We start from the raw sequence: 25,781 nt of genomic DNA on the forward strand, positions 1-25,781 counted from the left end.
GAAAATTTAATCTCTCCATTTCAATAAATTTAATCTTTCAAAAAAACTTACTTTTGCTAAAATTTTTACCAATGAAAGATGCTATTGTCATCATTCCAACCTACAATGAAATTGAAAACATTGAAGCGATTATCATTGCGGTTTTTGCCCAGGATAAAGCGTTTGATGTGCTTGTAGTTGATGACAACTCACCAGATTTAACGGCTGAAAAAGTAAAATCATTACAAACTGAGTTTCCTGAGCGTTTATTTTTACTCCAACGACAGAACAAAACGGGTTTGGGCACGGCCTATATTGACGGATTTAAATGGAGTATTGAAAAGAATTATCAGTATATTTTTGAAATGGACGCTGATTTCTCCCACAATCCTGACGATTTGATTAAACTTTATCAGGCCTGTGCCAAGGAAGATGCTGACGTTGCCATTGGTTCACGATATATAACAGGTGTTAATGTAGTCAATTGGCCAATGAACAGAATACTTTTATCGTATTTTGCTTCAAAATATGTACGTTTTATTACGCGTATGACTATTCAGGATACCACCGCAGGGTTTGTATGTTACAAAAAGAAAGTACTAGAGACCATAGACCTAGACGCCATTAAATTTGTTGGCTATGCGTTTCAAATAGAAATGAAATTTAAAGTCCATCTTGCAGGCTTTAAAATTGTTGAGGTTCCGGTGATCTTTACGGATAGAGCAAAAGGAAAATCAAAAATGAGCGGAGGTATTATTTCTGAAGCTATTTTTGGAGTTATTAATATGAAGTTAAAAAGCCTATTTGGCAAATAATATGAAACGAGCATGCCAAAAAATTTTCCTTCCGTGGGAATAATTACGTGCGAACAGCATGCGCCCGTTAAAAAACAATAAAAATAAACACATGAAAGCAAAAACGGTACTTATTAAAAATGCCAAAATTGTTAACGAAGGACAGATTTTTGAAGGTGATATTTTAATAGAAGGCGAATTCATCAAGGATATTTCAGAATCTATCAGTGCTAAAACTGCGGATGTGATGATTGTTGATGTGGAAGGCGCTTACGTATTCCCTGGAGTGATTGATGATCAGGTGCATTTTAGAGAACCTGGGTTGACCCATAAAGCAACTATAGAATCAGAGTCTAAGGCAGCAGTTGCAGGTGGCATCACTTCATTTATTGAGATGCCAAATACGGTTCCGCAAACCACTACTATTGAAAAGCTTGAGGAAAAATTCAAGATTGCGGCAAGTAGCTCTTATGCCAATTACTCGTTTATGTTTGGTGGCACCAATACCAATCTCGATGAGATCTTAAAGGTTGACGCCAAAAATGTTGCGGGCCTAAAGCTGTTTTTAGGATCATCAACGGGAGATATGTTGGTTGATAACACTGAGGTTTTGGAAAACATCTTCAAAAGTACAGATTTGTTGATTTCTGTACATTGTGAGGATGAAGCCACCATCAAACAAAATCTTGAAGCACATATTGAAAAATACGGAAATGATATCCCAATGGAATGTCATCCCATAATAAGGAGTGAAGAAGCATGTTATATCTCATCTTCAAAAGCTATAGAACTAGCTAAGAAAACAGGAGCGCGATTACATATTTTTCATGTATCCACTGGAAAGGAAACCAAACTATTCACGAATAAAATTCCGCTTAAAGACAAAAAAATCACGGCTGAAGTGTGCATTCATCACTTATGGTTCAGCGATGAAGACTATAAGAAAAAAGGCACTTTAATCAAGTGGAATCCTGCGGTAAAGACAGCCAACGACCGAGATGAACTTTGGAAAGCACTTTTAGATGATCGCATTGATGTCATCGCCACTGACCATGCTCCACATACCTTAAAAGAAAAACAAAACGTATATACTGATGCCCCTTCAGGTGGCCCTCTCGTTCAACACGCTTTAGTGGCTATGATTGAAGCATATCATAAGGAAAAAATAAGCTTAGAGAAAATAGCCGAAAAAATGTGTCATAATCCGGCCATATTATTTCAGATAGAAAAACGTGGATTTATTAGACCAGGCTACTATGCGGATTTGGCCATCGTGGACATCAATAGTCCATGGACGGTAAAAAAAGAGAACATTCTATACAAATGCGGATGGTCTCCGTTTGAGAACGTTTTATTTAAATCGCGAATCACCCATACTTTTGTGAATGGTGCTTTAGTGTATAAAAATTTCAAGTTTTTAAACGTTAAAGCAGGAAAACGATTAACTTTTGACAGATGAAACATTTTTTCTACATCCTTATTCTGATTTCTTTTGTGGGCTGCAACAGTGTTGATAGACCTACGAAACCAGAAAACTTAATTACGAAGGCCAAAATGTCAGACATTATGTATGATTTATATATCCTTAATGCAGCCAAGGGTGTAAATCGAAAACTGCTGGAACTCAATGGCATTATGCCTGTAGATTATATTTATAAAAAACATGGCATCGACAGTCTGCAATTTGCTCAAAGCAATACATATTATGCATATGACACCGAGACCTACTCTGCCCTTATAGACAAAACAGAAGCAAGGCTTCAAAAAGAAAAAGATGTTTATGAGAAGTTAAACAATGAAGACCAAAAAAAAAGTGATGCTGAAAAGGCGGCCAATAAGAAGAAAGCAAAAGATTCACTAAAAGTGTTTGAAGAGAGTCAACCCAATTAAGAATCCTTCTTCAAATCTTCCAAAAATAACTGACAAGTTTCCTGTATGGAAGTTGCCATCGGTTTAAATTCAAAATCCAGAGTGTTTATCAATTTGGAGGCATCAAATTTCGTGATGCTTTTGGCGCTTTTTGTCATCTGTTTTGATAGTCGCCTGCGTTTGCCCGTAAGCATTTGGGACACCCAATCCAATCGCCAGCCAATGGCTAATATAAATGGTGTTGCTTCTTTTGAGGCTGGTTTTATTCCTAATGCAGACGTGGTTAGTTCCTGAAATTTTTTAAACGATAAATTTTCTGAGACCACAATAAACCGTTCATTTTTAATAGCGCTCTGCATCAATAACACTAGAGCGTCCACGACGTCAGTCACATCAACATAACCGGTAACCCCATGCGTATAATAGGGCATGCCTTTGTATATTTTCTTAATCAGGCTACTGCTGCCACCGCTGTTCCAAAATCCTGGTCCAATAATTATTCCAGGATTTATAATTACGGCATCCACACCTTCTTGAGTACCTCGCCAAACTTCAATTTCCGCTCCATATTTGGTTATGGCATACACGCTATTGTCATCTTCTTGATTCCAATTGGTGTCTTCAACAATTAATTCTTGTGGATTTTGATGATGGCCTATCGTCGCAATTGAGCTAACGTAAGCCAGTTTTTTTATGCGATGCGATACGCATAAATTGACCACATTGGCCGTGCCTTCAATATTAATCTTTCGTAATTGGTGGTATTTGTCAGGTTCAAAACTTACAAAAGCGGCACAATGGTACACATGATCTACATTTTTGAAAGCGACAACCAATGATGGCACGTCTGTAATATCAGCTTCAATCCATTCAATTTTTTGATAAAGCGCTTCAGCATCTGCGGTATAATAAGAAAAGACCTTTTTTACCAACTCCAATTTGTGTGCTCTTCTGTAAATTGCTCTAACGGAAGTGTTGGTTTGCAACAACTTGTAAAGCAAATGTGAACCTACCAATCCTGTACCTCCAGTAACTAATATCATAGCACTAAAATAAAGAATTAATCGATATTAATTCCTAATTCTTCTTTGATGTTTATCTTTGCAGAAAATTTATAAAATTAACTTTAAGCTCATGACGAACGCATTTGTAGAAGATTTACGTTGGAGAGGAATGGTACATGATATCATGCCCGGAACAGAAGAACAACTCAGTAAAGAAATGACCAGTGCTTATATTGGTTTTGATCCTACCTCTGATTCGTTGCATATTGGAAGCTTAGTTCCCATTATTCTATTGGTACACCTCGAAAAAGTTGGGCACAAACCTTATGCTCTGGTGGGTGGCGCTACTGGCATGATTGGTGATCCTTCAGGAAAAAGTGATGAGCGTAATTTACTTGACGAGGCTGCATTGGCCAAAAATGTAGCTGGAATTAAATCAGTGTTATCTCGATTTTTGGATTTCAATTCAACTGCTAAAAATGCGCCCGTTTTAGTAAACAACTATGACTGGATGAAGGATTTCTCCTTTATCGAATTTGCAAGAGATGTTGGTAAACGTATTACGGTTAATTATATGATGTCAAAAGACTCCGTTAAAAAACGTTTTTCTGGCGAAGAAGGCAACGTTGGCATGTCTTTTACTGAATTTACCTACCAACTGATTCAAGGCTACGATTTTTATCATCTGCACAAGCATCACAATATTCTTTTACAAATGGGAGGCAGTGACCAATGGGGTAACATTACCACAGGAACAGAGTTGGTAAGACGTATGAATGTTGGCGAAGAAGCAAAGGCTTACGCCATGACCTGTCCATTGATAACCAAAGCGGATGGCTCCAAATTTGGCAAAAGCGAAGGTGGCAATATCTGGTTAGATGCCGATAAAACTTCAGTTTATAAATTCTACCAATTTTGGCTGAATACCAGCGATGATGATGCCGATAGATATATCAAAATATTTACGTTCTTAGATAGAACAACCATTGAGAAGCTGATTGCCGAACATAAGGAAGCACCTCACTTGAGACTTTTACAAAAACGATTGGCTGAAGAAGTGACTACATTTGTACATTCCAAAGAAGATTTTGAAAATGCCGAACGTGCCTCAAATATTTTATTTAGCCACACTTTTAAACAAGATATAAGAACCCTGGATGAAGCCATGTTTCTGGAAGTTTTTGAAGGTGTGCCCTTAGCAGAACTTTCTAAGTCTGAATTTGATGAAGGTATAGACATGATTGCCGCACTCGCCGCAAAAACAAATTTTTTGAATTCCAACGGCGAAGCGCGTCGCGCCTTAAAAGAGAACTCAATTTCTGTAAATAAGGAAAAAGTTGCTGAGGACTATCTTTTAAGTGCGGAAGACCTCATCAATGGCAAATACATCATTCTTAATAAAGGAAAGAAAAACACATATATCATAAAAGTAAACGCATAATATCCTTTTTTGGCTTTGGCGGTTGATTTCATCAACTTGTCTAAAGATTATATTATTATGGATAGAGGCCATCTAACATTAAGATAGCCTCTATTTTTTTTATAGATGTTTGATGGCCTATTTAAGGGTTTGAAGAGTTGATTAACCCCTATAGTGATGAGAAAGAATTATAATTAATAAAAACAGTCTTTTGACCAACTGCTTAACTTCCAATTTCATGGCGTAAAACTTTCAAAAAGCTTAGCAATTTCGAAGTTTTGAGATACAATTAACGAAAAGATTTAAATAAAACCGTTAATTTGCAGCCTATTACTATTACAATCGTCATGGGAGAAAAAAAACGCAAAGAAAGGGCTAATAACAATTTTATTTTCGGCAAAAAAAATTACACGTTCATGCTCATCGGTTTGGGTATTATTGCATTGGGGTTCATCCTAATGTCTGGTGGCGGGAGTGATGACCCGAATGTTTTCAATCCAGAAATTTTTAATTGGAGACGCATCCATTTGGCGCCCACTTTGGTGTTAATTGGCTTTGGATTTCAAGTCTATGCTATTTTGTTGAATCCAGACAAAAGAAAAAATTCTTAATATTAAACTTCCATATTATAATCCTTACCCTTTTAATTTTATTTACATCTGGGTATTGAAATTAGATAATTGACCTCCTTATGAATTTAATTGACGCCATTATTTTAGCCATTATTGAAGGCCTGACAGAGTATTTACCGGTTTCTTCAACGGGTCATATGATCATCGCCTCTTCATTTATGGGTATTGCTACTGATGATTTTACAAAATTATTTACCATTGTTATCCAACTGGGGGCCATTTTAGCAGTTGTAGCACTCTACTGGAAACGCTTTTTTCAAAGTTTGGATTTTTACTTTAAACTATTGGTTGCCCTGCTTCCGGCGGTCATTTTAGGGTTGCTTTTAAGCGATATTATTGATGATTTATTAGAAAGCCCTGTGACGGTTGCGATTTCATTAATTATAGGTGGTTTTATTTTATTGAAAGTTGACGAATGGTTTAAGTCTAATGAAGTTTATGACGAGGCCAATCCTGACGCCCATACTAAAATCAGTTATGCAACCGCTTTAAAGATTGGATTCTTTCAATGTTTGGCAATGATTCCTGGCACCTCTCGAAGTGGCGCTTCCATTGTTGGTGGGATGACTCAAAAACTGAATCGCAAAACGGCGGCAGAATTTTCATTTTTTCTTGCAGTACCTACCATGTTTGGTGCAACAGCAAAAAAAACCTACGATTATTTTAAAGCAGGATTTGAATTGAGCAGTGATCAAGTAAACTATCTGATCATAGGAAATATTATTGCATTTATTGTCGCATTTATTGCCATTAAATCCTTTATAGAATATTTAAGCAAGCATGGCTTTAAGCTTTTTGGTTACTACAGAATTGTTTTAGGCGTAGCACTATTAGTGATTCATTATTTTATTTACAGTCTAACAACCATCTAATGCTCTCAACCGACGATTATCTTTCTGGCCAAGTCTTATTGATCGACAAACCCTTGCATTGGACCTCATTTCAAGTGGTCAACAAATTGCGATGGGAAATACGTCGCGCCTTTAATATCAAAAAAATAAAAGTTGGACACGCCGGAACATTAGATCCTTTAGCAACAGGTTTATTGGTCATCTGCACCGGTAAAATGACCAAAAACATTGATAGTTTTCAAGCACAGATCAAAGAATATACGGGTACGTTTGTTTTAGGAAGTTCTACGCCATCTTATGATTTAGAAACCGAGATTGATCACACCTATCCTACCGAACATTTAACAGAAGCATTAATCCGGAATACTACCGATCAGTTCATTGGTGAGATTTTGCAATTTCCACCGGTATTTTCTGCACTTAAAAAAGATGGCAAGCGTCTGTATGAATTTGCACGCGCCGGTGAAGAAGTTGAAATCCCTTCACGTCAAGTCCATATTTCGGAATTTGAAATCACAAAAATCAACAATTTAGAAGTTGATTTCAGGGTAATATGCAGCAAAGGAACCTACATCCGTTCTTTAGCACATGATTTCGGAAAAGCGCTTAATTCTGGAGCTCATTTATCGGCTTTAAGACGGACCAAAATAGGCGATTTTGATGTTGAGAATGCCGTAAGCGTTGAAGAGTTTATTAAAGCGCTTCCTACGGAATAGTTTTTGATAAAATTAAAGTACCTAGTACTGCTTTATGAAATCGATTGTACTAAGTTGTTTGTTGTGTGGTACATTATTTAACCTATCAGCACAAGATGCCATAAAAACTAACGGCCTATTCTATAAGATTTCCTTGGGGGCTACGCTGACCAATAATGAAGACTATACTATAGGCAATGATGAAGGCCATACATTTATTGATTTGAATGGCGTCTTTATCAACAACTCATTGGGTTATCAGTTTGACCACCGTACAAGCATAGATCTCAATGTTGAATATGATCATTATTTGCGACAAGCTTTTAATTTTTTACCGGTTCATTTAGGTTTTAATTATAATATACTAGATTTTGATGACGTTCTTTTCATAAGGGCTGGATATGGTAAACTTATAGATGCTGGGAAAAATTTTGAAAATGGCACCATGTATAAATTAGGAGTTGGCTACAGGACCTTTGATGATAACTTTAGGAATTCGTGGCTGATAGGTTTTGATTTCAACAGAAAACGCTTTGGTTATAAACAAGAGGAAAAGCTTTCAAGCCTTTCTATCTTTTTTGAATTTATGGTGTTTTAATCTTTTTTGCTTAATTTGACTTATATAATCATGCCTATGGCATTGTAAATCTTTTAAAAATTACATTTTTGGAAATCATTGAAAAACATAAAGCTTTAATCATCACCATTTTAATAAGCAGCACCTTAGTGCTTGCTATGTTTGCGCTCGGGATTAAAAAGCAAACTGAGGTGATGGCTGAAAGTTACTATGAGCTCCCACCACCTCTTACCCCTGAAGAACAGCAACTGCTTGAAGAATTGGCCATGAACGATCCTAATGTTGCAGAAACCAATAAAGCCTTCAATTCAACGAATGAGTTTAAAGAGATGATGAGGAATTTCAAATCAGTGAACTCGAATGATTTTGACAAGAATGCCAAACAAACAGAAACTGAGGACATTGAAACCCCTGAAGAAGTTACGGATGGAGAGAACACACCTGCAACAGAAGATTATTCCATTAATGAAAATGAATTATCGTCCTATAGTAAAATAAAGGATGTCATTGCGATGCGTTCTGCCGAAAAGCGTCAATCGTCCAAATCAAACGGTAATAATTCCACCAACAATTTAGCCAACAATTCTGCTTTGAATACCAATAGTAGTGTGTCTTATAGTTTGGTCAACAGAAAGGACAAACATTTACCACCTCCGGTATATCTTTGTGAAGAAAGTGGAAAAATTGTGATTAATATTACCGTAGATAGTTCAGGAGAAGTCACAGATGCGTATCTCAATTCTTCATCCACTTCAAAAAATGCCTGTTTGATAGAAAGTGCACTCCAGTATGCCAATGAGGCACGCTTTAGTCCTGACGCTTCTAAAACCAAGCAGATTGGCTCTATTACCTACTTTTTTAAAGGGAAATATTAGATTGGCTAGACAGTCAAAAGATCAAACGATCCACTTTGGCTTTAAGTTTTTAAGAACGTTCTAAAAGTGTTATTAAATCTCCAATCGTGTGTTGCCCTTTATCTTTATTATACCAACCTTGTAAAATTTCTTTAAATTCTTCTGTAATCGTGCCATGTTCAGCAAGATAATCTTTAACCAATTGCGTAGCAGCAGCAGGTCTCGGACCAAAAGTGTTCAGTACTTTTTGAGAGGCATTGTCCAGCATAATCAACTTAGGAATTGATTTTCCACCATTAGTCAAGAAGTGTTGCATAAGTGCATCGTTATCATCACGCAATACCAATTTCAAAGTGATATTTTCATTAAACTCTGCCACTTTATTGATCACTGGAATGACATGGGCAGCATCGCCACACCAGCTTTCCGTAAGAACCAACCAAGTGACATCTCCTTTAAATGCGGCTATTTTATTTTGAGCCTCCTCAGAAACTTTAATGGTCTTGTCCCAACGTTTCATGCGCTGCTCATTCAAAAGTGTATAAGCAACCATAGCAACGCTTTGATCCAACCCTGTTGTAGATTGAGTTTTCACCAATTCATCCATTAACATTCTGTAGTCCTGATAAGACATACTTTTGTTCAAGCTTTCGTTCAATATGTTGGCCAATTCGATTTGTGTGGTAGTTTCCATGACTATAATTTTTTGCAAATTTAGCCCATTTTTATGTGATATTGGGTAACAGATGTTACATTAGTAGTTCAAACACAAATATCTTATACAATGGATAAACAGAGATGTGGCTGGTGCGCGGGAGATCAACTTTATATAACGTATCACGATAAAGAATGGGGTGTTCCGGTAAAAGATGACGCCACACTATTTGAGTTTTTGGTTTTGGAAACCTTCCAGGCGGGATTGAGCTGGATTACCATTTTAAGGAAGCGGGAAAATTTCAGATCAGCTTTTGATCAGTTTGACTACAAGAAAATCGCATTATATGATCAAGATAAAACTGACCATCTCCTTCAGGATGCCGGCATTGTCAGAAACAAACTGAAAGTTTATGCCACGGTTTGCAACGCACAAGCCTTTATAAAGGTTCAAAAGGAATTTGGATCTTTCTCAAAATATATTTGGGGATTTGTAGATGATAAACCAATCACAAATAAAGTCGAAAACTACAAAGAAGCACCCCCAACTACCGTGGAAAGTGATGCGATTAGTAAAGATTTGAAAAAACGAGGCTTTAAATTCGTAGGATCCACAGTTATGTACGCCTATATGCAAGCCGTGGGAATGGTGAATGACCATGAAGTAAATTGTTTTAGGTATGGGGAGATAAATAATCCTAAACATGATTTTTGATTAACAATTAACAAAAGCTGTCAAATGGTTAGAATTAGATAAACTTCAAATTTGATTTTGGAATTTTTAAACTAATGCGCTCTCAAATATTCCAAAAACTTACTTCGTTCTATCTCTTCAGCACCTAAACTGGCAAAATGATGTGTGTAAACCTGGCAATCAATAAGTTTGTAGTTCATATTTTGGATAAAAGTGATGAAGGCCACTTTACTTGCATTACTTACTTTAGCAAACATACTCTCACCGCAAAACACACCATTGCCCATATCTAGGCCATATAAACCACCAACCAAATCACCAGCTTGCCATACCTCAACAGACATCGCATACCCTAAGTAATGAAGTTTGGTATAGGCTTTAATCATTTCATTGGTAATCCATGTACCAGCTTGCCCTGATCTTTTAACAGTTGAACATTCTGAAATCACTGTTTCGAAATCACTATTGATGGTGACCGTGAAATCTTTATTTCGAAGTGTTTTAGCCATACTTTTTGAGACTTTCAACCGCTCAGGAAATAGAACAAATCTCGGATCTGGAGACCACCACAAAATCAAATCCTCGTCATCATTAAACCAGGGAAAAACTCCAGTTTTATAAGCCAAAAGCAATCGCTCCACTGACAAATCGCCACCAATTGCCAACAACCCATCTGGGTCGGCTTCAATGGGATTGGGAAACTCAAGTTTATCGGTCAGAAATATCATAAAAGCATTTAATATATAATAAAATATTACAAAAAAGCCTCAATGTTGATAGCATTGAGGCTTTTTATAAGATTTCCGCTATAAACATTTAGACAAGCTCAATGTTCTAAAGAAGAAAAATTCTATTGACTTAAAACGGTAAATCGTCGTGATCTTCTTCGTTTAAATCGTTTGCTGGTTGAAAGGCTTCTGCTGGAGCTACAGGAGGCATCCCTGGAGCTGAACCTTCTTGCAAACTCTCAATACGCCATCCTTGGATAGAGTTAAAATATTTAGTTTCACCTTGTGGGTTTACCCATTCTCTTCCTCTCAAATTGATGCTCACCTTTACATTTTGACCAACTTGATAATTGTTCAACAAATCGGTCTTGTCCTGTACGAACTCAACCATAATATGCTGAGGATACTGCTCTTCTGTAGTCACTACCACCTCTCTTTTTCTGAACCCATTACTTCCAAAAGTTTGAGTTTCTCCTACCATTTTGATTTTTCCTTGTACTTCCATTTGACTAATTTTTAGTGTTCTCTATTATTTAATACTATTTTTCTCTAAATTTAAGACAGTAACAACTTCCATGCACTGTCAATATCGCCATAACTTAAGTAATTTCTGGCCATTTTATGTTTTTCACGATGACTCATTTCAGTAATGTCTGCATGATGTTCTCCAATGGTCTTTGCAAAATCAGCAATAGCCGCGGTTGTTGGCAACGCTTCAATATTACCTAACATCCCGAGATCACTGCCTGTAAAGATCATACTGTTTTTAACCGCATCTGGCATAGCGTCTACACCAATCCCACGTGTTCTTAAAGGTTTTGGCACCTCAAAGAAACCATTTTTTGCTCGGCTGTAATAATCGCCACCTGCTCTGGCTACCAAATCCAGCTTTTCTTGAATGATAATTTGATCGTCATCCAAAACTTCTTCTGTGATATGGATTTTTACCACTTCACAAATCACCAAATTTCCAGCACCACCCTCTGTTCCCAATTTAATAATTTCGTTGACCTTACACTCTATTTGAACTGGAGACTCTGCAACCCTAAACGGTTTGACAAGATCTGATTTTAACATGGTCAAACCAGCTTTTTCAAATTCATTAACATCTTTGTCGTACTCTGTACTACTTAAAGACGCTTGGTGCACCAAATCATAATTAACAACATTTATTACTACTTCTTTAGTGGCTTCCACATTATTCAAGGTGTGCTTTACGCTGTTGTCACGCACACGTCTTGCCGGTGAAAAAACGAGTATTGGCGGATTTGCACTAAACACATTAAAAAAACTAAAAGGTGATAAATTTGGATTACCATCAGTATCCATAGTACTCGCAAAAGCAATGGGACGTGGCGCCACTGCACTTAGCAAATATCCATGTAATTTGCCCGTAGACAGGTCTTTAGGCTCAAAACTTACCATCTTAAAAATTTGTTAGATGCAAATGTAAACATATTGTTATACCTATAAAAATGAATTAGAGCAAGAATCAAACAATAATATCAACATAACAGCATTAGTTAAGTAGTGCTAATAAATTATAGCAAAAAAGATTTCCTATTTGCTGATTTCTTTAAGTATATTTAAAATTACAAATGTATTGATGCCTTACGCTATGAACCGAAATATTTTACGGTGGATCATTATTGCTTCTTCTTTTATTATTATCTCTTTAATTTTATGGAATACATACATCTTCTTTCAGAATTTCAAAGCAGAAGAGCGCATCAAAATGCAAAATTGGTCATTTGCCCAATCTGAACTATTAAAATCTGATGCTGATGAGAATGTGGAGCTTACCCTTAAAATTTTAGAAAGCAACCACACGACACCCATGATAGCCATTACTAAAGATGGCAGTTTAGGCACCTTTAAAAATATTGATAAAAAGAAAGTCAGTAATCCTATCTCAGTCAAAAACCTCATGGCTAAATTCGAGAGCGAAAACAGGCCCATTGAAGTATATTATGACAAGGAAATTTATTATACCATTTATTACGGTAATTCTCCCTTGATCAATAAGCTCAAATATTACCCTTTAGCTTTGCTTCTCATTATCGTACTTTTTGCTGCTGTGGTTTATTTTTTCTATCGCAGTTCAAAAATTGCAGCACAAAACAAACTTTGGACGGGCATGGCCAAAGAAACTGCCCATCAAATTGGCACGCCGCTATCCTCTTTGATAGGTTGGACAGAAATCTTACGTTCTGAAGATGTCGATCGCTCCTATCTTTTGGAAATTGAAAAAGACATTACGCGTTTGCAGACCATCACAGATCGTTTTAGTAAAATTGGATCCATGCCAACCCTTAAAAGAGTTGATATTGTTCAAGAAACTATCGATTCCTACGAATATCTAAAAGCGCGTTCCAGCAAATTGATAGGCTTTACCATTGAAGCTCCAGAACATCCCATTTATGTCGATTTAAACCAACAACTCTACAGCTGGACGATTGAAAATATCGTGAAAAATGCCATTGATGCCATGAAAGGCAAAGGCAACCTAAAAGTGAGCATCATAGAGAGTGACAAAGAGGTTAAAATTACCGTGAAAGATTCCGGCAAGGGGCTTCCAAAAAGTTTATTCACTAAAATTTTCGAACCTGGTTTTACCAGCAAAAAAAGAGGTTGGGGATTGGGACTTTCACTCGCCAAACGTATTGTAGAAGATTACCACAAAGGTAAAATAAAAGTACTCCATTCAGAAATAGACAAAGGCACTACCATGCAAATTTCACTAAAATTAATTCCGTAAATTTGAAGCATGGAAGAAAGGTTTTTCACTTTAAGTGAGGTCGAATTAAATAATAACTGTCCCGAATGCTTTTCGAGGCAAGGATTAAAACTGACTTTTAAACAACGGTTTATTGACAATTTTTTCTATAAAGCCATCACTGCAGAAACTGCGCACTCCTTATTTTGTGACGTATGCAAAACCAAAATCTTCCCCATCCGATGGACTGAAGACATAGAAAGAGTTTTTAAATACCAACAACGCGCTTCACCACCAAGGCCTGCCTCCTTTAAATTAAAAACACAAGGGTGGATGCTTATTGGAATTTTAATAACACTAGTTCTATTTTCTATGTTATTTGTTTTCGATGTGTTTTAAGAAATAAAATTACATTCGGTCTGAAATCCGTTTTGCAATAGCCTCAAATTCTTCCTTTTTTAATTTCACTTTGCTCGTAAATCGGATATCGTCCATCGTATGTAAAGGAATCAGATGCACATGTACATGAGGTACTTCCAACCCAACAACCGCCATTCCTACGCGTAAGCAAGGTACCGCCTTTTTTAAGGCGATGCCAACACTTCTTGAAAACTCCATCAATCCTGTGTAGGTGGTTTCATCCAAATCAAAAAGCTCATCCACTTCAATTTTGGGAATACAGAGCGTATGCCCTTGAGTATTGGGATTCACATCCAAAAAGGCTAAAAAATTCTTTGTTTCTGCAACTTTGTAACATGGAATTTCACCATTAACTATCTTCGTAAATATAGAGGCCATCTGAATATTGTATTTATTAGTTGATTTAACGCTTCTAAATATAAAAAGAAAATTCCTGTTAGAACGGGTCTTAACAGGAATGTTATTTTTGTAAACGTCTTCCACTGCATTTTCTGCGGTTAAGCAAATACAGATAAAAGATTATCTCGAAATCTCTATAATATCAAACTTCAAAACCCCATTAGGCACTTGAATATCGGCCACCTCACCTACTGACTTACCTAAAAGCCCTTTTCCAATAGGCGAATTGACTGAAATTTTTCCTGAAGCCAAATCTGCTTCACGATCCGCCACCAAGGTATACGTCACTTCCATGCCATTGGTTTGGTTTCTAATTTTCACTTTAGAAAGCACCAACGCCTTAGAACTGTCCAATTGCGATTCATCAATTAATCGCGCGCTTGACAACATTTCTTCAAGTTTTGATATTTTCATTTCCAACATGCCTTGCGCCTCTTTGGCAGCATCATATTCGGCATTTTCACTCAAATCACCCTTATCTCTTGCCTCACCAATGGCACGGGAAGCATTTGGGCGCTCTACGTCCTTTAAATGATTGAGTTCTTCCCTCAAGTTTTTCAACCCTTCAGCAGTGTAATAAGATACTTTACTCATAATTCGTTCGTTTTACTGTATATAAAATATGCTGAAACCCCTTTGTGGAGAACAGCATAAAAAAAATCCCGCTAGCACGAGATATCAAACAAATATACAAAATATTTACTTCAACTTTGAGATTGTTGTAAATTGCGTCACAATTTTATACCAAATGAAATACTTTTTTTTATTTATAAGCCTAATTTTCTTAACGGCCTGCAGTAAAAACGCTACCGATGAAAATTGCAAATTTTTAGTCAATGCAGCGGTAAATGTCTCCATCAATATGAACTTACCTGAATATAGTCAATTACAATTTACCAGCAACTCGGTTTACATCGCAAATGCAGGAAATCAAGGTGTTATTGTAACCAATGTGGGGAGTAGTTTTCGCGCTTGGGACGCGGCAGACCCTAACCATGAACAAAGACCTTGTTCCCGACTTGCAATTAATGGCGTCAACGCTGTATGTGGTTGCGATGACGCCAATAAATATAGTTTATTCACAGGAGGCCCTGTTGGGGTTCAATTATCCTGTGGACTCAAAGAATATCGTGTCTCCGTTTCAGGAAACTCACTGCTAATTACCAACTAGAGTTTTAAAGTAGCCCCAATCAGAAAATTAGTGGTAGCCTGTGGAAAATACCCGGCACCTTCAATAGTTGTCACTTGATCAGGATCCGTCCAATTGTCATCATAAGTGTAATAAAAACCATTGGAAACATATTTTTTATTAAAAATATTGTTCACCAAACCTGAAAATAAAATCGATTTTATTATTGGCTTTTTCTGGGATTCTCCCCGAGATTTTAAAATCCATTCGTAGGTCAGGTTAAGATCATTAATGAAGTACGCGTCCAGTTTCGATCTTTCCGAATCAGAATTCCCCATAAACTGTTCTCCCACGTATTTGCTCGATAAACTGATTTGGAAATAATCTTTAGGCTGATAAACCAAGGCATTTGATGCCACAATTTCTGGAGAAAATGAAATATTTGTCTTTCCTAAGTCCACCAATATACCATCGCGTTCAATAACCGTTTCTTTTGTTTTATTTGAACTAAAAGTCACACTGGGTTGGAGGCGCCATTGTGACGATAATTTCACTGCTGCCTCAATTTCCAAGCCTAAACGATAACTATCACCATTATTGGTTCGGATTGGATTTCCGGTATCGTCAATTTCTCCTGTCAATACCAACTGTTCATTATAGGCCATATAATAGAGATTGGTATTAATTCGAAATGCCTCAGCATCATGTCTCCAACCTAATTCATAGTCATTCAACTGCTCTGGTTTGACATCGGTATTATTTTGGAAATCCTTCCGGCTTGGTTCTCGATTGGCTCTGGCATACGAAAAATACAACGCATTGGCTGGATTAAATTGCAAGGTCAATCCCATTTTTGGATTAAAGAAATTATAGGTTTCATCAATCTCCATAAGTTCCTGATCAGAATTGGTTCCTGTGGTTTTATAGCCAACGTTTCGATATTGTAAATCGCCATAAAAACTCCATTGCTCATCAATACGATAAGTGGCTTTCGTAAACATACTCGCATCAGTCTTTTTTCCATTTCCTTCGTAATAGCGATGTCCTTTAGGCGAGTTTCCGGCATATTGTGCCCAAATGACTTCACCAAAATGATCACCATCATAGGTGCTAAACGAGGTTCCAAAAGCGAGGTTCAAGCTTTCATTTTTATAAGAGGCATTCGCGTTAATGACGTAAAAATCATTATCCAACCAACGACGACGCACCAAATCACTACGCGTGATACTTTCGCCACCCAATTCAATAGTTTCCATACCATATTGAACTAATTTTTGGTCTTCTTTATATTGTTCAAAAAAACCTGAACCTTGCGTGTAATTTAATCCGAGCGTGGTGGACCAATTATCGTTTATGCGCTCATTCCAATGCAGTTGGTAATGATCTTGACTATAATCATCAATTTCGTTATCATAAAATTGAATGTTTCCATCCGCATCGGTGTACATTCCTGCCGTATTAAATGTTCGATCATTTTCTAAAAGATCTAAATCTTCCAAGCCATTCCAAGCTTGATACGTAATTTCTTTGCCTCCAAAAATAACCGCTTTTATCAATCGGTTGGTATCAACATAAGCGCCTTGCAAAAAATAAGATTTAAGATCAGAAGAGGCACGATCAATATAACCATCAGATTTTATGTTTGACAATCGGCCTGAAACTTCGAAGTGATTGTTTAAACGTCCGGTACTGAATTTAAGCGTGTGCTTGTGGGTGTTGTAACTTCCAAAACTATTGGCAATTTCCGCACTTGCATCATTGGAGATCCCTTCACTAAGCACATTAATACTCGCGCCAAATGCACCTGAGCCATTGGTAGAAGTTCCTACTCCGCGTTGTAATTGCATACTTTCTGTTGAAGAGGCAAAATCACTCAGATTCACCCAAAACGTGCCCATGGATTCTGCATCGTTGTAAGGGATACCATTGATGGTAATGTTGGTGGACTGGGCATTAATTCCGCGCACCCTAATTCCGGTATACCCAACGCCTGCTCCCGCATCTGTAGTGGTTACCACCGAGGGCAAAAAGTTAAGAAGCATAGGAATGTCTTGTCCAAGATTTCGCTTTTCCAATTCTTCCTTTGTGATGTTCGAGTGTGTTATTGGCGAACTTGAGCCTACACGCACCGCGTTCACCAACACCTCATCTAAGATTTCTGTAGTTTCATTAATGACGAGATCCAACACAAAATCTGCATTAAGATCAATCGTTTTTAGGATAGGTTGTGCAGTAAGGTAACGGAATTCAATGCTGTGTTTTCCTTTAGGCAAATCCAAAGTATAGTATCCGTTCAGATCTGTTTGCGTCCAGGATGTACTTGACTTTACATGAATACTGACGCCTGCAAGCGGTTCTGCATTTTGTTGGGTCACACGGCCAGAGACCTGATAGTTTTGGGCCAAACTCGTGACGCTAAACCCTAACATAACAAAAGAAAAAATAAAATTTAAAGCCGGTTTGAATCGGTGCTTAGCCGATAGGTTTGTGAATAAAGATTTCATTCGAATAAATAAGTTTAGACGAATAAAAAGAGGTAATTATTCTTTGTTAAAAATTAAATTATTAATTAAGCTTTAAAATTTAGCGGTATCTTTTTTAAGATTTTTGCCGGCAACCGTTAAATATGTCTTGTAGACACACTTTAAAACTTAGATCCCTAAACAGCATTATCTGTTCTAGGTTCAATGGGTATGATCTCAGCCGAATGAATTGTAGATTTTTGAATTTCGATTTTTGATTTTTGAACTTACTGTTCAGCAATCTTTAATCTTCAATCATCAATCTCTAATCTATTAAGCACCCCTTTTTTGAGAACGGTGCAAAGATAGGAATGAATTAAGAATTAAAAAGTAAGAATGACTATTTATTTAATCAATAGCATTGAATGTAATAAATACCTTATAGAACAATCTCTCGCAGAGGCACAAAGGCGCTGAGGAAAGCCAAGAATAGAGGTTCTGATTTAGAGACTTATCACTGAAAAATAATGAACGAAGACTGAAAACTGAGGACTGCAGACTGTAGACTGGCTGCCGTCCGAAGCTTTTACGAAGGCGGGAATACTGCCAACTATAAAAAACTACTCCAATTCTGGTGGTTTCCGATTGGCCTTCTTGTCGGAGGTTTTACGCTTTGCCTTGAGCCGTTTTCTAATCACTGAACGAGGTGTTTTTGTGGGGATTCGCACTTTGGGGATGATTAATCCGTCTTTGATGAGTTCAAAAAACCGATTGATCACGAGTTCTATATTTTTATGTTGGCTTCGACTTTCTTCACATTGAAGCAAGAGGACATTTCCTTTGGTGAGTCGGCTACTAAGGTTTTTCTTTAATAACTCCTTTTCATCATCCAATAACCCAGTTGAAGCCTCCAAATCAAAAGACAACTCCACTTTTGAGGCCACTTTATTGACATTCTGACCACCAGCACCTGAGCTCCTGACGGCTTTAAATTGCAACTCTGATTGAAGAAAGTCTTTGTTCATAAAAATAATTTAGAAACAGATTTCAAGGATTAAAAAACAAAAAGTCAGAATATTAAATGCCACCTTGAAAAAATTAAAGAAGTCTTTTTTTTAAAAAATGATGAATTTAATCACTTCTAACTTATTGTGATACTCTAATTATTGCTTGCGCGGCGCACTTGTAAAAACATATTGACTGCCAACTGAAGGCTGAACACCACCCACAAAACCTCACTCTATCTGATGTGTCGGTTTTAACAAATCAGTGACAGTTTTTACTGGATTAAAAGTAATCAATGGTACTTCAACAAAAATAGTATTCCAATTGGCCATACTTCCGTTCCAAAGACCAGGCAATTCTAAAGCCATTAAATCTTTTCCAGCACTCGTTTTCTTGGTGATAAAAGCAGTTTTAGGATCTACAAATGCTTGTAAGTCAAAAACTTCTCCTTTAAAGTTTTTGATGCCACATACCAAATCAACAGGATTAAAGTGTGTCGCGTTTTTTAGGATTTCGTTTTGTTTTTTATTTTCTTTATCAATCTGTGCCGACTCCACAATTTGAAGTGATATTTGTCCAGTTTCTCCCTTAACCCAAAAAGGGCCACCACCAGGTTCGCCTTCATTTTTCACCATCCCACAAATACGGATGGGCCTATTCAAGATATCAAATAAATATTCTATTTGATATTTTGTTGAATATTTCTGAAATTCACTACTGATGACCACATTCAATTTGTGCTCTAGAAATTCAGAAATAGTGATAATATCCTGTTCTGAAACTTCTCCATTTTTAAGTTGCTTCAAATGCTCAAAGACCTCATGCTGAATCTCAAGCAGCATGCCCGCCAACACTTTCTTATATTTTGCGACCTCATCTTCATATTTATAGACCACTACATTATCAATATTCTTTATAAAAATTACATCGGCGTCCATTTGGTTCAAATTCTCTAACAGCGCCCCGTGTCCTGAGGGTCTAAACGTTAATTGACTATCGTCTGCCCGGAAAAGTTCGTTTTCGGGAGTGACCGCAATAGTATCGGTGGTTTCCTTTTGATAAGAAAAAGAAATATTGAATTTGGTATTTGTTTTATGTTCTACAATGTCCTGAATACGTGAAAACTCATCATCAAACATGTCTTTATAAACTTCTGAGATTGTAAAATGCAGATACGCCGTATTATTTGAGGATGCATATAGCGCTGCTTCAAATAAATGCTCCTCAAAAGCCGTAGCCAAATGATCTTTATATTCATGAAATGGCAGTAGTCCTTTTGGATAAAAACCATAATTCATTTTGTCGTCATCCATCATTGTTTTCACAAATAGTAATTTTTGTCTATCATTAGAATATGAGGCATAATCAGGATAGAATACTTTTACTCGCTCAAGAACCTTTTCGTAAAACGGTAACTTTTCGATACCTACAAAAAACAAAGATAAATCAGCATCTTTATGTTTATTGACAAATGAGTTGATAGTTTCATTTTCAGGAATGTATTCATCAATAAAACGAAACAAAGTTTTAAACATGCGTGTGGCGGCACCAGAAGCCGGAACAAATTTCGCTATGGTTACTGCATTTCTTTTGGTATCAAAATAATTGATATAATGCGCTTTTGATTCTTCAGAACTCTTTACAATACCATTGTTTATGGTGGCCGCCTTACTCAAATTCACAAATGGCACACCCGTTTCAAAAAGTTCAAGTTGCGATTGGATCTGAGCGAAGGTCAACCCTTTATTTTCAATTTGCTGAATATCGTTTTTTGTAAAATTCACACTTTTATTTTTATAAGTTCATCAATATGGTCTACAGCCAGCTTAAATCGCTCCTCAATAGATCCTTTCAATAAAATGTAGGGTTTGTTATAGGTCGTTAAGGCACTTTTAAAAGCGTTAAACATGGTTTCCCGCTCATTTGGTTTGTCTCTTAAATTATCAGCTTTCCACGGAATGTCAATATAAGTCAAAAAGTACAACTCGTAGGTGTTTTCAATAGCATATTTTTCCAAAACGGGATCACAGAATCCATCATAATAGAATTCTGAATAAACTTTAGTCTCTAATAAATCCGTATCACAAATAAGCACTTGATTTGCTTTTGGCGCCATTTTATTTTCGAGTCGCATTTGACCTTCAGCAATTGGCAGTGCGTTTTCTTTAGTCAGCAATTGATTGCTTCGCAATTTTGCCTCAGCAAAAATACGGGAATATTCAGGAACAAAAACAGTATGATAATGTGTGGCCAATTGTTTAGCAAGCGTACTTTTTCCGGTTGACTCCGGCCCAAACAAGACCACTTTTATGCAATCTGCGAGGTCTTGTTTAAGCTTTTCTTCCATGCGATATATCCATAAATTGCTATAAAGGTAAATCCAAAATATTGTATGCTTGTAAAGGTAAATCCTTTATAGAAATAAAGTGGAATAGAAATCAAATCTCCTACAATCCAATAAATCCAATTCTCAACCTTACGTCTTGCCATGAGCCACATACCAACAAAAAATATGGCTGTGGTAATTGTATCAACATAAGCCACCCAACTGGTCCATTTGTCAAAGGTTTTATAGACGGTAAAAACGAAGCCCAATGTTGCAATAAAAATAACGACGCTCATTTTATTCTCCCAAGATGTCGTTTTTGAAATTGGAGTAACATGAGTGTTATCAACTTTTCTAGTCCAAATATACCAACCATATACACTCATGATGAAGTAGTATGCATTGATCATCATATCCCCTAAAAGCTCCCATTTCAATAACAGATAAACAAAAATACCCGTACTGATCATTCCTGTTGGAAACACCCAAATGTTATTTTCCTTAGAGCTATAGACAGAAAGGAACCCAAAGATGACTGCCACAATTTCTAAAATAATGTCAATGGTGTCATAACCTGAATACTGACCGAAAAGAAAATCAAAAATGTGGCTCATAATCGTGTCTATCGGATTTGACAATTTTCATATAGAGCAAACCGCGCTCAATCAATGAAAACGCTTCTTTTATTTCTGCAGTCAATAGTTGCATGACAGCATCATAATCGCCATAGACTTGAGTACTCAAAGGGTTTTCTAAAACCGTAAGGCCTGAGGCTCTCAATTTTTTTATAAAATGAATGATGCTTGGTTCATAGTCATCATGCAAAGGTGTAAAGGTTAATTCTACTGATATTTTCATAATATTTTCTGCGAAAGCAGGAATCTCTATTTAGTTAAACTTATATTTTTTTACTTTGGAAGCAAGGCATCTGATTTTGCTTTTTTTAGTTCATCAAAGAATCGTTCATCTTCTTCAAATGCGGTTCCAATAACCACAATATCTGCTCCAGAAGCATAGGCGCTATCAAGTTGTTTGTTTGATTTAATGCCACCACCAACAATCAAAGGAATTTGCAATTCATTTTTTACGGATCGAATTATCTCTGCATTGATTGGCTCCATGGCGCCACTTCCCGCTTCAAGGTAAACGCACTTCATCCCTAAAAGCTCAGAGGCCTTTGCCGTATCTATGATCTCTTGGATGTTCTCCCTTCTTAAAGGCTGGGTTTTTGTAACGCGTTCCACCGCTGTCTCCTTACCATTCTCGATTAACAAATAACCTATTGGAATGATTTCAAGCTGCATCGTTCTTAAAACTGAAACTGCTTCAACCTGTTTCCCAATTAGATAATCAGGATTTCTGCCCGATATGAGGGACAAAAAAAGCAAACCATCAGCATGAGAGGATAACTGTGACACATCACCTGGAAATATAAGAACAGGCAGTGTTGTCAATTGTTTTATTTTTTGGATTAAGAGGCCTGTTTGATGAACTTCAACGGTGCTGCCACCTACGAAAATGTGCGTTGCTTTTGAAGCATTTAATTTTAACATAAATCCAGATACATTTTCAGATGCCATTTTATCTGGATCAATAAGCACTGCGAGGAGTTTTTCTCCTAGCGAAATAGCACTTAAAATGTCTTGATATAAATTGTTCTTTTTGGCCACAAATATTCTTCTCCTAATTAATTTTTATCATCTCTATTATAACTACAAGACATTGCTTAATAATTAATGCCCAATTGTTAAAAAACTCTGAACTCACAACTGATAACTCATTACTCAAAAACATACGCACATGTAAACCCTTCAAACTCAAAAAAATGACTCGTATATCTGTATTTTTTATCGTTATAATCAATCCACGCTACCGTATCCTCATCGGTCATCATAAATGGAATCACTAAAAAGTGCTTTCTGAACAGCATGCCAGGCGTTGCAAACAATTTGTACAAAGATTCTTTGACGCACCATATCACAATGAGTTTATTCACGTAATCATCCGCAGTTTTATCTAGATAATCAAACTCATAACCTATAAATTTATGAGCTATTACTGCTACTTTTTCGCGTTGTTTCTCAATGTCGATACCTACGTCACGATCGCTCACAATAATTCCAGAGAAAGTAAATGAATGGGTAATAGAAATATGTTTACCATCCTTTAAATGAGGTTTTCCGTTTTCGTCGTAAAACAGATCGTGATCCGTATATCCAAACTCTGCCAAGAGATGCCTCACACTTAAAAATCCGCGTCGGTGGAGTTCGCTTTTCATCCCCAGCACTCGCGTCATAGAAACCTCCGTCAAGGTAATGGACTGCAAAAGAGTCTCGTAGGATTCGGATATTTTCCAGATTTTAACAGTAGTTTGTGAATTTGGAGCAATGGTTTTATATAAAGGCATTTATCTTTCTCGAAGTTATTAATTATCTTTGCAGTCGCAAAACAAACTATAGAAACAAATATACAATTATGTAATACTTTAAACAACCTCGGAAGTTTATAATAAAAACAAAAAGTACAGGATTGTATAAGAGCTGTAGAAAACAATAAAAAAACAATATATGAACACGAAAACATTGCCTTACGTACCTTATAAAGTCAAAGACATTTCACTTGCGGCTTGGGGAAGAAAAGAAATAGAGTTAGCCGAAGCTGAAATGCCTGGTTTAATGAGCCTTCGCGACGAATTCGGAAGCTCCCAACCACTTAAAGGTGCGCGTATTGCTGGGTGTTTACACATGACCATTCAAACAGCCGTATTGATTGAAACTTTAAAAGCCCTTGGTGCGGAAGTCACTTGGAGTTCTTGTAATATTTTCTCTACTCAAGACCAGGCTGCTGCTGCTATGGCTGACGCCGGAATTCCGGTATATGCATGGAAAGGAATGAACGAAGAAGAATTCAATTGGTGTATTGAGCAAACCTTGTTTTTTGGTGAAGACAGAAAGCCCTTAAATATGATCTTGGACGATGGTGGTGATTTGACCAACATGGTATTTGATAAATATCCAGAATTAATGGCTGGTATCAACGGGCTTTCTGAAGAAACGACTACAGGTGTCCACAGACTTTATGAACGTATGAAAAACGGCACCTTATCAATGCCTGCAATCAACGTAAACGATTCTGTAACAAAATCAAAATTTGATAATAAATACGGCTGTCGTGAAAGTGCAGTTGACGCTGTACGTCGTGCAACCGATTTAATGTTGGCTGGAAAACGCGTTGTTGTTTGTGGCTATGGTGATGTTGGCAAAGGAACTGCTGCCTCTTTTAAGGGTGCTGGAAGTATTGTTACGGTTACGGAAATTGATCCAATTTGTGCATTACAAGCGGCTATGGATGGTTTTGAAGTGAAAAAACTGGAGACAGTTGTTGCCAATGCTGATATTGTAATTACAACTACAGGAAACAAAGACATCGTTCAGGGGAAACACTTTAAAATGATGAAGGATAAAACGGTTGTTTGTAATATTGGACACTTTGACAACGAAATTGAAATGTCTTGGTTGAACAAAAATTTTGGGGATACTAAGGTTGAAATCAAACCACAAGTTGATAAATATACTGTAAATGGAAATGACATCATCATTTTGGCTGAAGGTCGTTTGGTAAACTTAGGCTGTGCTACTGGACATCCAAGTTTTGTAATGAGCAACTCTTTTACCAACCAAACGTTGGCACAACTTGAATTGTGGACCAACAGAGATGCTTACAAAAATGAAGTGTATATGTTGCCTAAACATTTAGATGAAAAAGTGGCTAAATTACATTTGGCAAAAATTGGTGTAGAATTGACTGAATTACGTGACGAGCAAGCTGAATATATTGGCGTTGCGGTTGAAGGCCCTTACAAACCAGAATACTATAGGTACTAAAATTCGAAAATCATAAATTCCAAATCCCAAGCCGCAAGGTTTGGGATTTTTTTATTTTTGTCCTTTTGAAAATCTTTCATCACCAATAACACCTCCTCAAACTTTTGTTAAACCTCTAAGCTTTTTTCTATTTCAACTAGAAATTTTATAATTTAGAGCGTCTCATGACTTATGATAAACCCAATATAATCGTTCCAAGATTTAATGAAGCGTCAGGTTTCTACACTACCAAAAAACGCTCAAGAATGATGAGCAAGATCCGTGGCAAGAACACAAAACCTGAGCTTTTGTTTAGAAAGGCCTTGTGGCATAAAAACGTCCGCTACCGGGTAGACAGCAGACAAGTGCCTGGAAAGCCAGATATCTCGATCAAAAAATACAACCTCGCTATTTTTATTGATGGCGAGTTTTGGCATGGCTATAATTGGGACGAACGAAAGAATAGCATAAAAAGCAATCGCAAATTCTGGCTTCCTAAGATTGAACGCAATATGCAACGAGACAGACAAGTCAATCAAGAACTATTTGAAAAAGGCTATACCGTTTTCCGATTTTGGTCCAAAGAAATCTTGAATGATTTGGATCGCTGTATTAATGATGTCCTAATGTTTATAGCCACTGGAGAAAACACATAAGACGAACTCATTTCAAAAGAAAACCCCTTCATAATTAAATAAAAGGGTTTGGTT

Annotated in this window: 30 protein-coding genes; 15 read left to right on the forward strand and 15 right to left on the reverse strand. The window is 36.8% G+C overall.

The features are described 5' to 3' along the window. Positions 1-71: 71 nt before the first annotated feature. The 3 genes from G525_RS0118105 (at position 72) to G525_RS0118115 (ending at position 2,663) form a co-directional block, all read left to right on the forward strand. Complete coding sequence (locus G525_RS0118105; RefSeq protein ID WP_027127390.1) at positions 72-794, forward strand: polyprenol monophosphomannose synthase; 723 nt, start codon at positions 72-74, stop codon at positions 792-794. A 91-nt stretch (positions 795-885) separates the two neighbouring features. Next, positions 886-2,232: a dihydroorotase gene (locus G525_RS0118110; protein WP_027127391.1), complete on the forward strand. Its 1,347-nt coding sequence runs from the start codon at positions 886-888 to the stop codon at positions 2,230-2,232. Then, complete coding sequence (locus G525_RS0118115) at positions 2,229-2,663, forward strand: DUF4296 domain-containing protein (RefSeq protein WP_027127392.1); 435 nt, start codon at positions 2,229-2,231, stop codon at positions 2,661-2,663. Before G525_RS0118110 ends, G525_RS0118115 begins: the two co-directional genes overlap by 4 nt. Here the strand turns inward: G525_RS0118115 and G525_RS0118120 are convergent. Beyond that, positions 2,660-3,685, reverse strand: a complete 1,026-nt coding sequence (locus G525_RS0118120; RefSeq protein WP_027127393.1) for an NAD-dependent epimerase/dehydratase family protein — start codon at positions 3,683-3,685, stop codon at positions 2,660-2,662. The genes G525_RS0118115 and G525_RS0118120 overlap by 4 nt on opposite strands. A gap of 91 nt (positions 3,686-3,776) precedes the next feature. On the opposite strand from G525_RS0118120, the gene tyrS reads away from it, so the two are divergent. The 6 genes from tyrS (at position 3,777) to G525_RS0118150 (ending at position 8,696) form a co-directional block, all read left to right on the forward strand. Beyond that, positions 3,777-5,087, forward strand: coding sequence for a tyrosine--tRNA ligase (gene tyrS, locus G525_RS0118125; protein ID WP_027127394.1), 1,311 nt, complete (start codon positions 3,777-3,779; stop codon positions 5,085-5,087). Positions 5,088-5,413: 326 nt separating this feature from the next. Further along, positions 5,414-5,677, forward strand: a complete 264-nt coding sequence (locus tag G525_RS0118130; RefSeq protein ID WP_027127395.1) for a DUF3098 domain-containing protein — start codon at positions 5,414-5,416, stop codon at positions 5,675-5,677. An 80-nt stretch (positions 5,678-5,757) separates the two neighbouring features. After that, a complete protein-coding gene (locus tag G525_RS0118135; protein WP_027127396.1) occupies positions 5,758-6,570 on the forward strand; it encodes an undecaprenyl-diphosphate phosphatase in 813 nt (270 codons plus the stop codon). After that, positions 6,570-7,265 (forward strand): tRNA pseudouridine(55) synthase TruB, encoded by a 696-nt coding sequence (gene truB, locus G525_RS0118140; protein ID WP_027127397.1) that lies wholly within the window; start codon positions 6,570-6,572, stop codon positions 7,263-7,265. The genes G525_RS0118135 and truB overlap by 1 nt, the downstream gene beginning before the upstream one ends. A gap of 34 nt (positions 7,266-7,299) precedes the next feature. Continuing rightward, positions 7,300-7,842, forward strand: a complete 543-nt coding sequence (locus tag G525_RS0118145; RefSeq protein WP_027127398.1) for a hypothetical protein — start codon at positions 7,300-7,302, stop codon at positions 7,840-7,842. Positions 7,843-7,910: 68 nt separating this feature from the next. Further along, on the forward strand, positions 7,911-8,696 hold the full coding sequence (locus tag G525_RS0118150) for an energy transducer TonB family protein (RefSeq protein WP_051210014.1): 786 nt from the start codon (positions 7,911-7,913) through the stop codon (positions 8,694-8,696). A gap of 49 nt (positions 8,697-8,745) precedes the next feature. Here the strand turns inward: G525_RS0118150 and G525_RS0118155 are convergent, their stop codons facing one another. Next, positions 8,746-9,369: a thioredoxin family protein gene (locus G525_RS0118155; RefSeq protein WP_027127400.1), complete on the reverse strand. Its 624-nt coding sequence runs from the start codon at positions 9,367-9,369 to the stop codon at positions 8,746-8,748. 90 nt (positions 9,370-9,459) lie between these two features. Between G525_RS0118155 and G525_RS0118160 the strand changes: the two genes are divergently transcribed. Beyond that, on the forward strand, positions 9,460-10,044 hold the full coding sequence (locus G525_RS0118160; protein WP_027127401.1) for a DNA-3-methyladenine glycosylase I: 585 nt from the start codon (positions 9,460-9,462) through the stop codon (positions 10,042-10,044). Positions 10,045-10,115: 71 nt separating this feature from the next. Here the strand turns inward: G525_RS0118160 and aat are convergent, their stop codons facing one another. The 3 genes from aat to G525_RS0118175 form a co-directional block, all read right to left on the reverse strand. Then, the gene (gene aat, locus G525_RS0118165) at positions 10,116-10,751 is read right to left on the reverse strand and encodes a leucyl/phenylalanyl-tRNA--protein transferase (protein WP_027127402.1); all 636 of its coding nucleotides are present in this window, start codon (positions 10,749-10,751) and stop codon (positions 10,116-10,118) included. 130 nt (positions 10,752-10,881) lie between these two features. Continuing rightward, on the reverse strand, positions 10,882-11,256 hold the full coding sequence (locus G525_RS0118170) for a DUF3127 domain-containing protein (RefSeq protein ID WP_027127403.1): 375 nt from the start codon (positions 11,254-11,256) through the stop codon (positions 10,882-10,884). 50 nt (positions 11,257-11,306) lie between these two features. Next, entirely contained in the window at positions 11,307-12,176 is an 870-nt protein-coding gene (locus tag G525_RS0118175; RefSeq protein ID WP_027127404.1) for a flavin reductase family protein, read from the reverse strand. Positions 12,177-12,357: 181 nt separating this feature from the next. On the opposite strand from G525_RS0118175, the gene G525_RS0118180 reads away from it, so the two are divergent. Next, entirely contained in the window at positions 12,358-13,509 is a 1,152-nt protein-coding gene (locus G525_RS0118180) for a sensor histidine kinase (RefSeq protein WP_027127405.1), read from the forward strand. 9 nt (positions 13,510-13,518) lie between these two features. Continuing rightward, a complete protein-coding gene (locus tag G525_RS0118185) occupies positions 13,519-13,866 on the forward strand; it encodes a hypothetical protein (protein WP_027127406.1) in 348 nt (115 codons plus the stop codon). 9 nt (positions 13,867-13,875) lie between these two features. On the opposite strand, the gene G525_RS0118190 is transcribed toward G525_RS0118185, so the two are convergent. Together G525_RS0118190 and greA are read right to left on the reverse strand one after the other, a co-directional pair. Further along, positions 13,876-14,265 (reverse strand): HIT family protein, encoded by a 390-nt coding sequence (locus G525_RS0118190; protein WP_027127407.1) that lies wholly within the window; start codon positions 14,263-14,265, stop codon positions 13,876-13,878. 141 nt (positions 14,266-14,406) lie between these two features. After that, positions 14,407-14,880 (reverse strand): transcription elongation factor GreA, encoded by a 474-nt coding sequence (gene greA, locus G525_RS0118195; protein WP_027127408.1) that lies wholly within the window; start codon positions 14,878-14,880, stop codon positions 14,407-14,409. 154 nt (positions 14,881-15,034) lie between these two features. Between greA and G525_RS0118200 the strand changes: the two genes are divergently transcribed. Then, positions 15,035-15,457 (forward strand): Rieske (2Fe-2S) protein, encoded by a 423-nt coding sequence (locus G525_RS0118200; RefSeq protein ID WP_027127409.1) that lies wholly within the window; start codon positions 15,035-15,037, stop codon positions 15,455-15,457. Here G525_RS0118200 and G525_RS0118205 read toward each other — a convergent pair. From G525_RS0118205 to G525_RS0118240, 8 genes are all read right to left on the reverse strand, one after another. Next, the gene (locus G525_RS0118205) at positions 15,454-17,919 is read right to left on the reverse strand and encodes a TonB-dependent receptor (protein ID WP_051210015.1); all 2,466 of its coding nucleotides are present in this window, start codon (positions 17,917-17,919) and stop codon (positions 15,454-15,456) included. The two genes, G525_RS0118200 and G525_RS0118205, sit on opposite strands and share 4 nt — an antisense overlap. 578 nt (positions 17,920-18,497) lie before the next feature. Then, positions 18,498-18,902 carry an alternative ribosome rescue aminoacyl-tRNA hydrolase ArfB gene (gene arfB, locus G525_RS0118210; RefSeq protein ID WP_027127411.1) on the reverse strand — a complete coding sequence of 135 codons (405 nt, stop codon included), beginning with the start codon at positions 18,900-18,902 and terminating at the stop codon, positions 18,498-18,500. A gap of 210 nt (positions 18,903-19,112) precedes the next feature. Then, on the reverse strand, positions 19,113-20,666 hold the full coding sequence (locus G525_RS0118215) for a DUF4301 family protein (RefSeq protein WP_027127412.1): 1,554 nt from the start codon (positions 20,664-20,666) through the stop codon (positions 19,113-19,115). Beyond that, complete coding sequence (locus G525_RS0118220) at positions 20,663-21,229, reverse strand: AAA family ATPase (protein ID WP_027127413.1); 567 nt, start codon at positions 21,227-21,229, stop codon at positions 20,663-20,665. Before G525_RS0118220 ends, G525_RS0118215 begins: the two co-directional genes overlap by 4 nt. After that, positions 21,190-21,822, reverse strand: a complete 633-nt coding sequence (pnuC, locus tag G525_RS0118225; RefSeq protein WP_027127414.1) for a nicotinamide riboside transporter PnuC — start codon at positions 21,820-21,822, stop codon at positions 21,190-21,192. The genes G525_RS0118220 and pnuC overlap by 40 nt, the downstream gene beginning before the upstream one ends. Then, positions 21,806-22,066, reverse strand: coding sequence for a thiamine-binding protein (locus G525_RS0118230; RefSeq protein ID WP_027127415.1), 261 nt, complete (start codon positions 22,064-22,066; stop codon positions 21,806-21,808). The genes pnuC and G525_RS0118230 overlap by 17 nt, the downstream gene beginning before the upstream one ends. Before the next feature lie 50 nt (positions 22,067-22,116). Beyond that, on the reverse strand, positions 22,117-22,878 hold the full coding sequence (locus G525_RS0118235) for a phosphoglycerol geranylgeranyltransferase (RefSeq protein WP_035480179.1): 762 nt from the start codon (positions 22,876-22,878) through the stop codon (positions 22,117-22,119). A gap of 110 nt (positions 22,879-22,988) precedes the next feature. After that, positions 22,989-23,615: a 4'-phosphopantetheinyl transferase family protein gene (locus G525_RS0118240; protein WP_027127417.1), complete on the reverse strand. Its 627-nt coding sequence runs from the start codon at positions 23,613-23,615 to the stop codon at positions 22,989-22,991. A 160-nt stretch (positions 23,616-23,775) separates the two neighbouring features. On the opposite strand from G525_RS0118240, the gene ahcY reads away from it, so the two are divergent. Further along, positions 23,776-25,092, forward strand: a complete 1,317-nt coding sequence (gene ahcY, locus G525_RS0118245; RefSeq protein WP_027127418.1) for an adenosylhomocysteinase — start codon at positions 23,776-23,778, stop codon at positions 25,090-25,092. Between the two features lie 164 nt (positions 25,093-25,256). Continuing rightward, complete coding sequence (locus G525_RS21430) at positions 25,257-25,727, forward strand: very short patch repair endonuclease (RefSeq protein ID WP_035480181.1); 471 nt, start codon at positions 25,257-25,259, stop codon at positions 25,725-25,727. Positions 25,728-25,781 lie beyond the last annotated feature (54 nt).

Origin of the sequence: Gelidibacter mesophilus DSM 14095, assembly GCF_000423005.1 — a bacterium.
GTDB lineage: Bacteria > Bacteroidota > Bacteroidia > Flavobacteriales > Flavobacteriaceae > Gelidibacter > Gelidibacter mesophilus.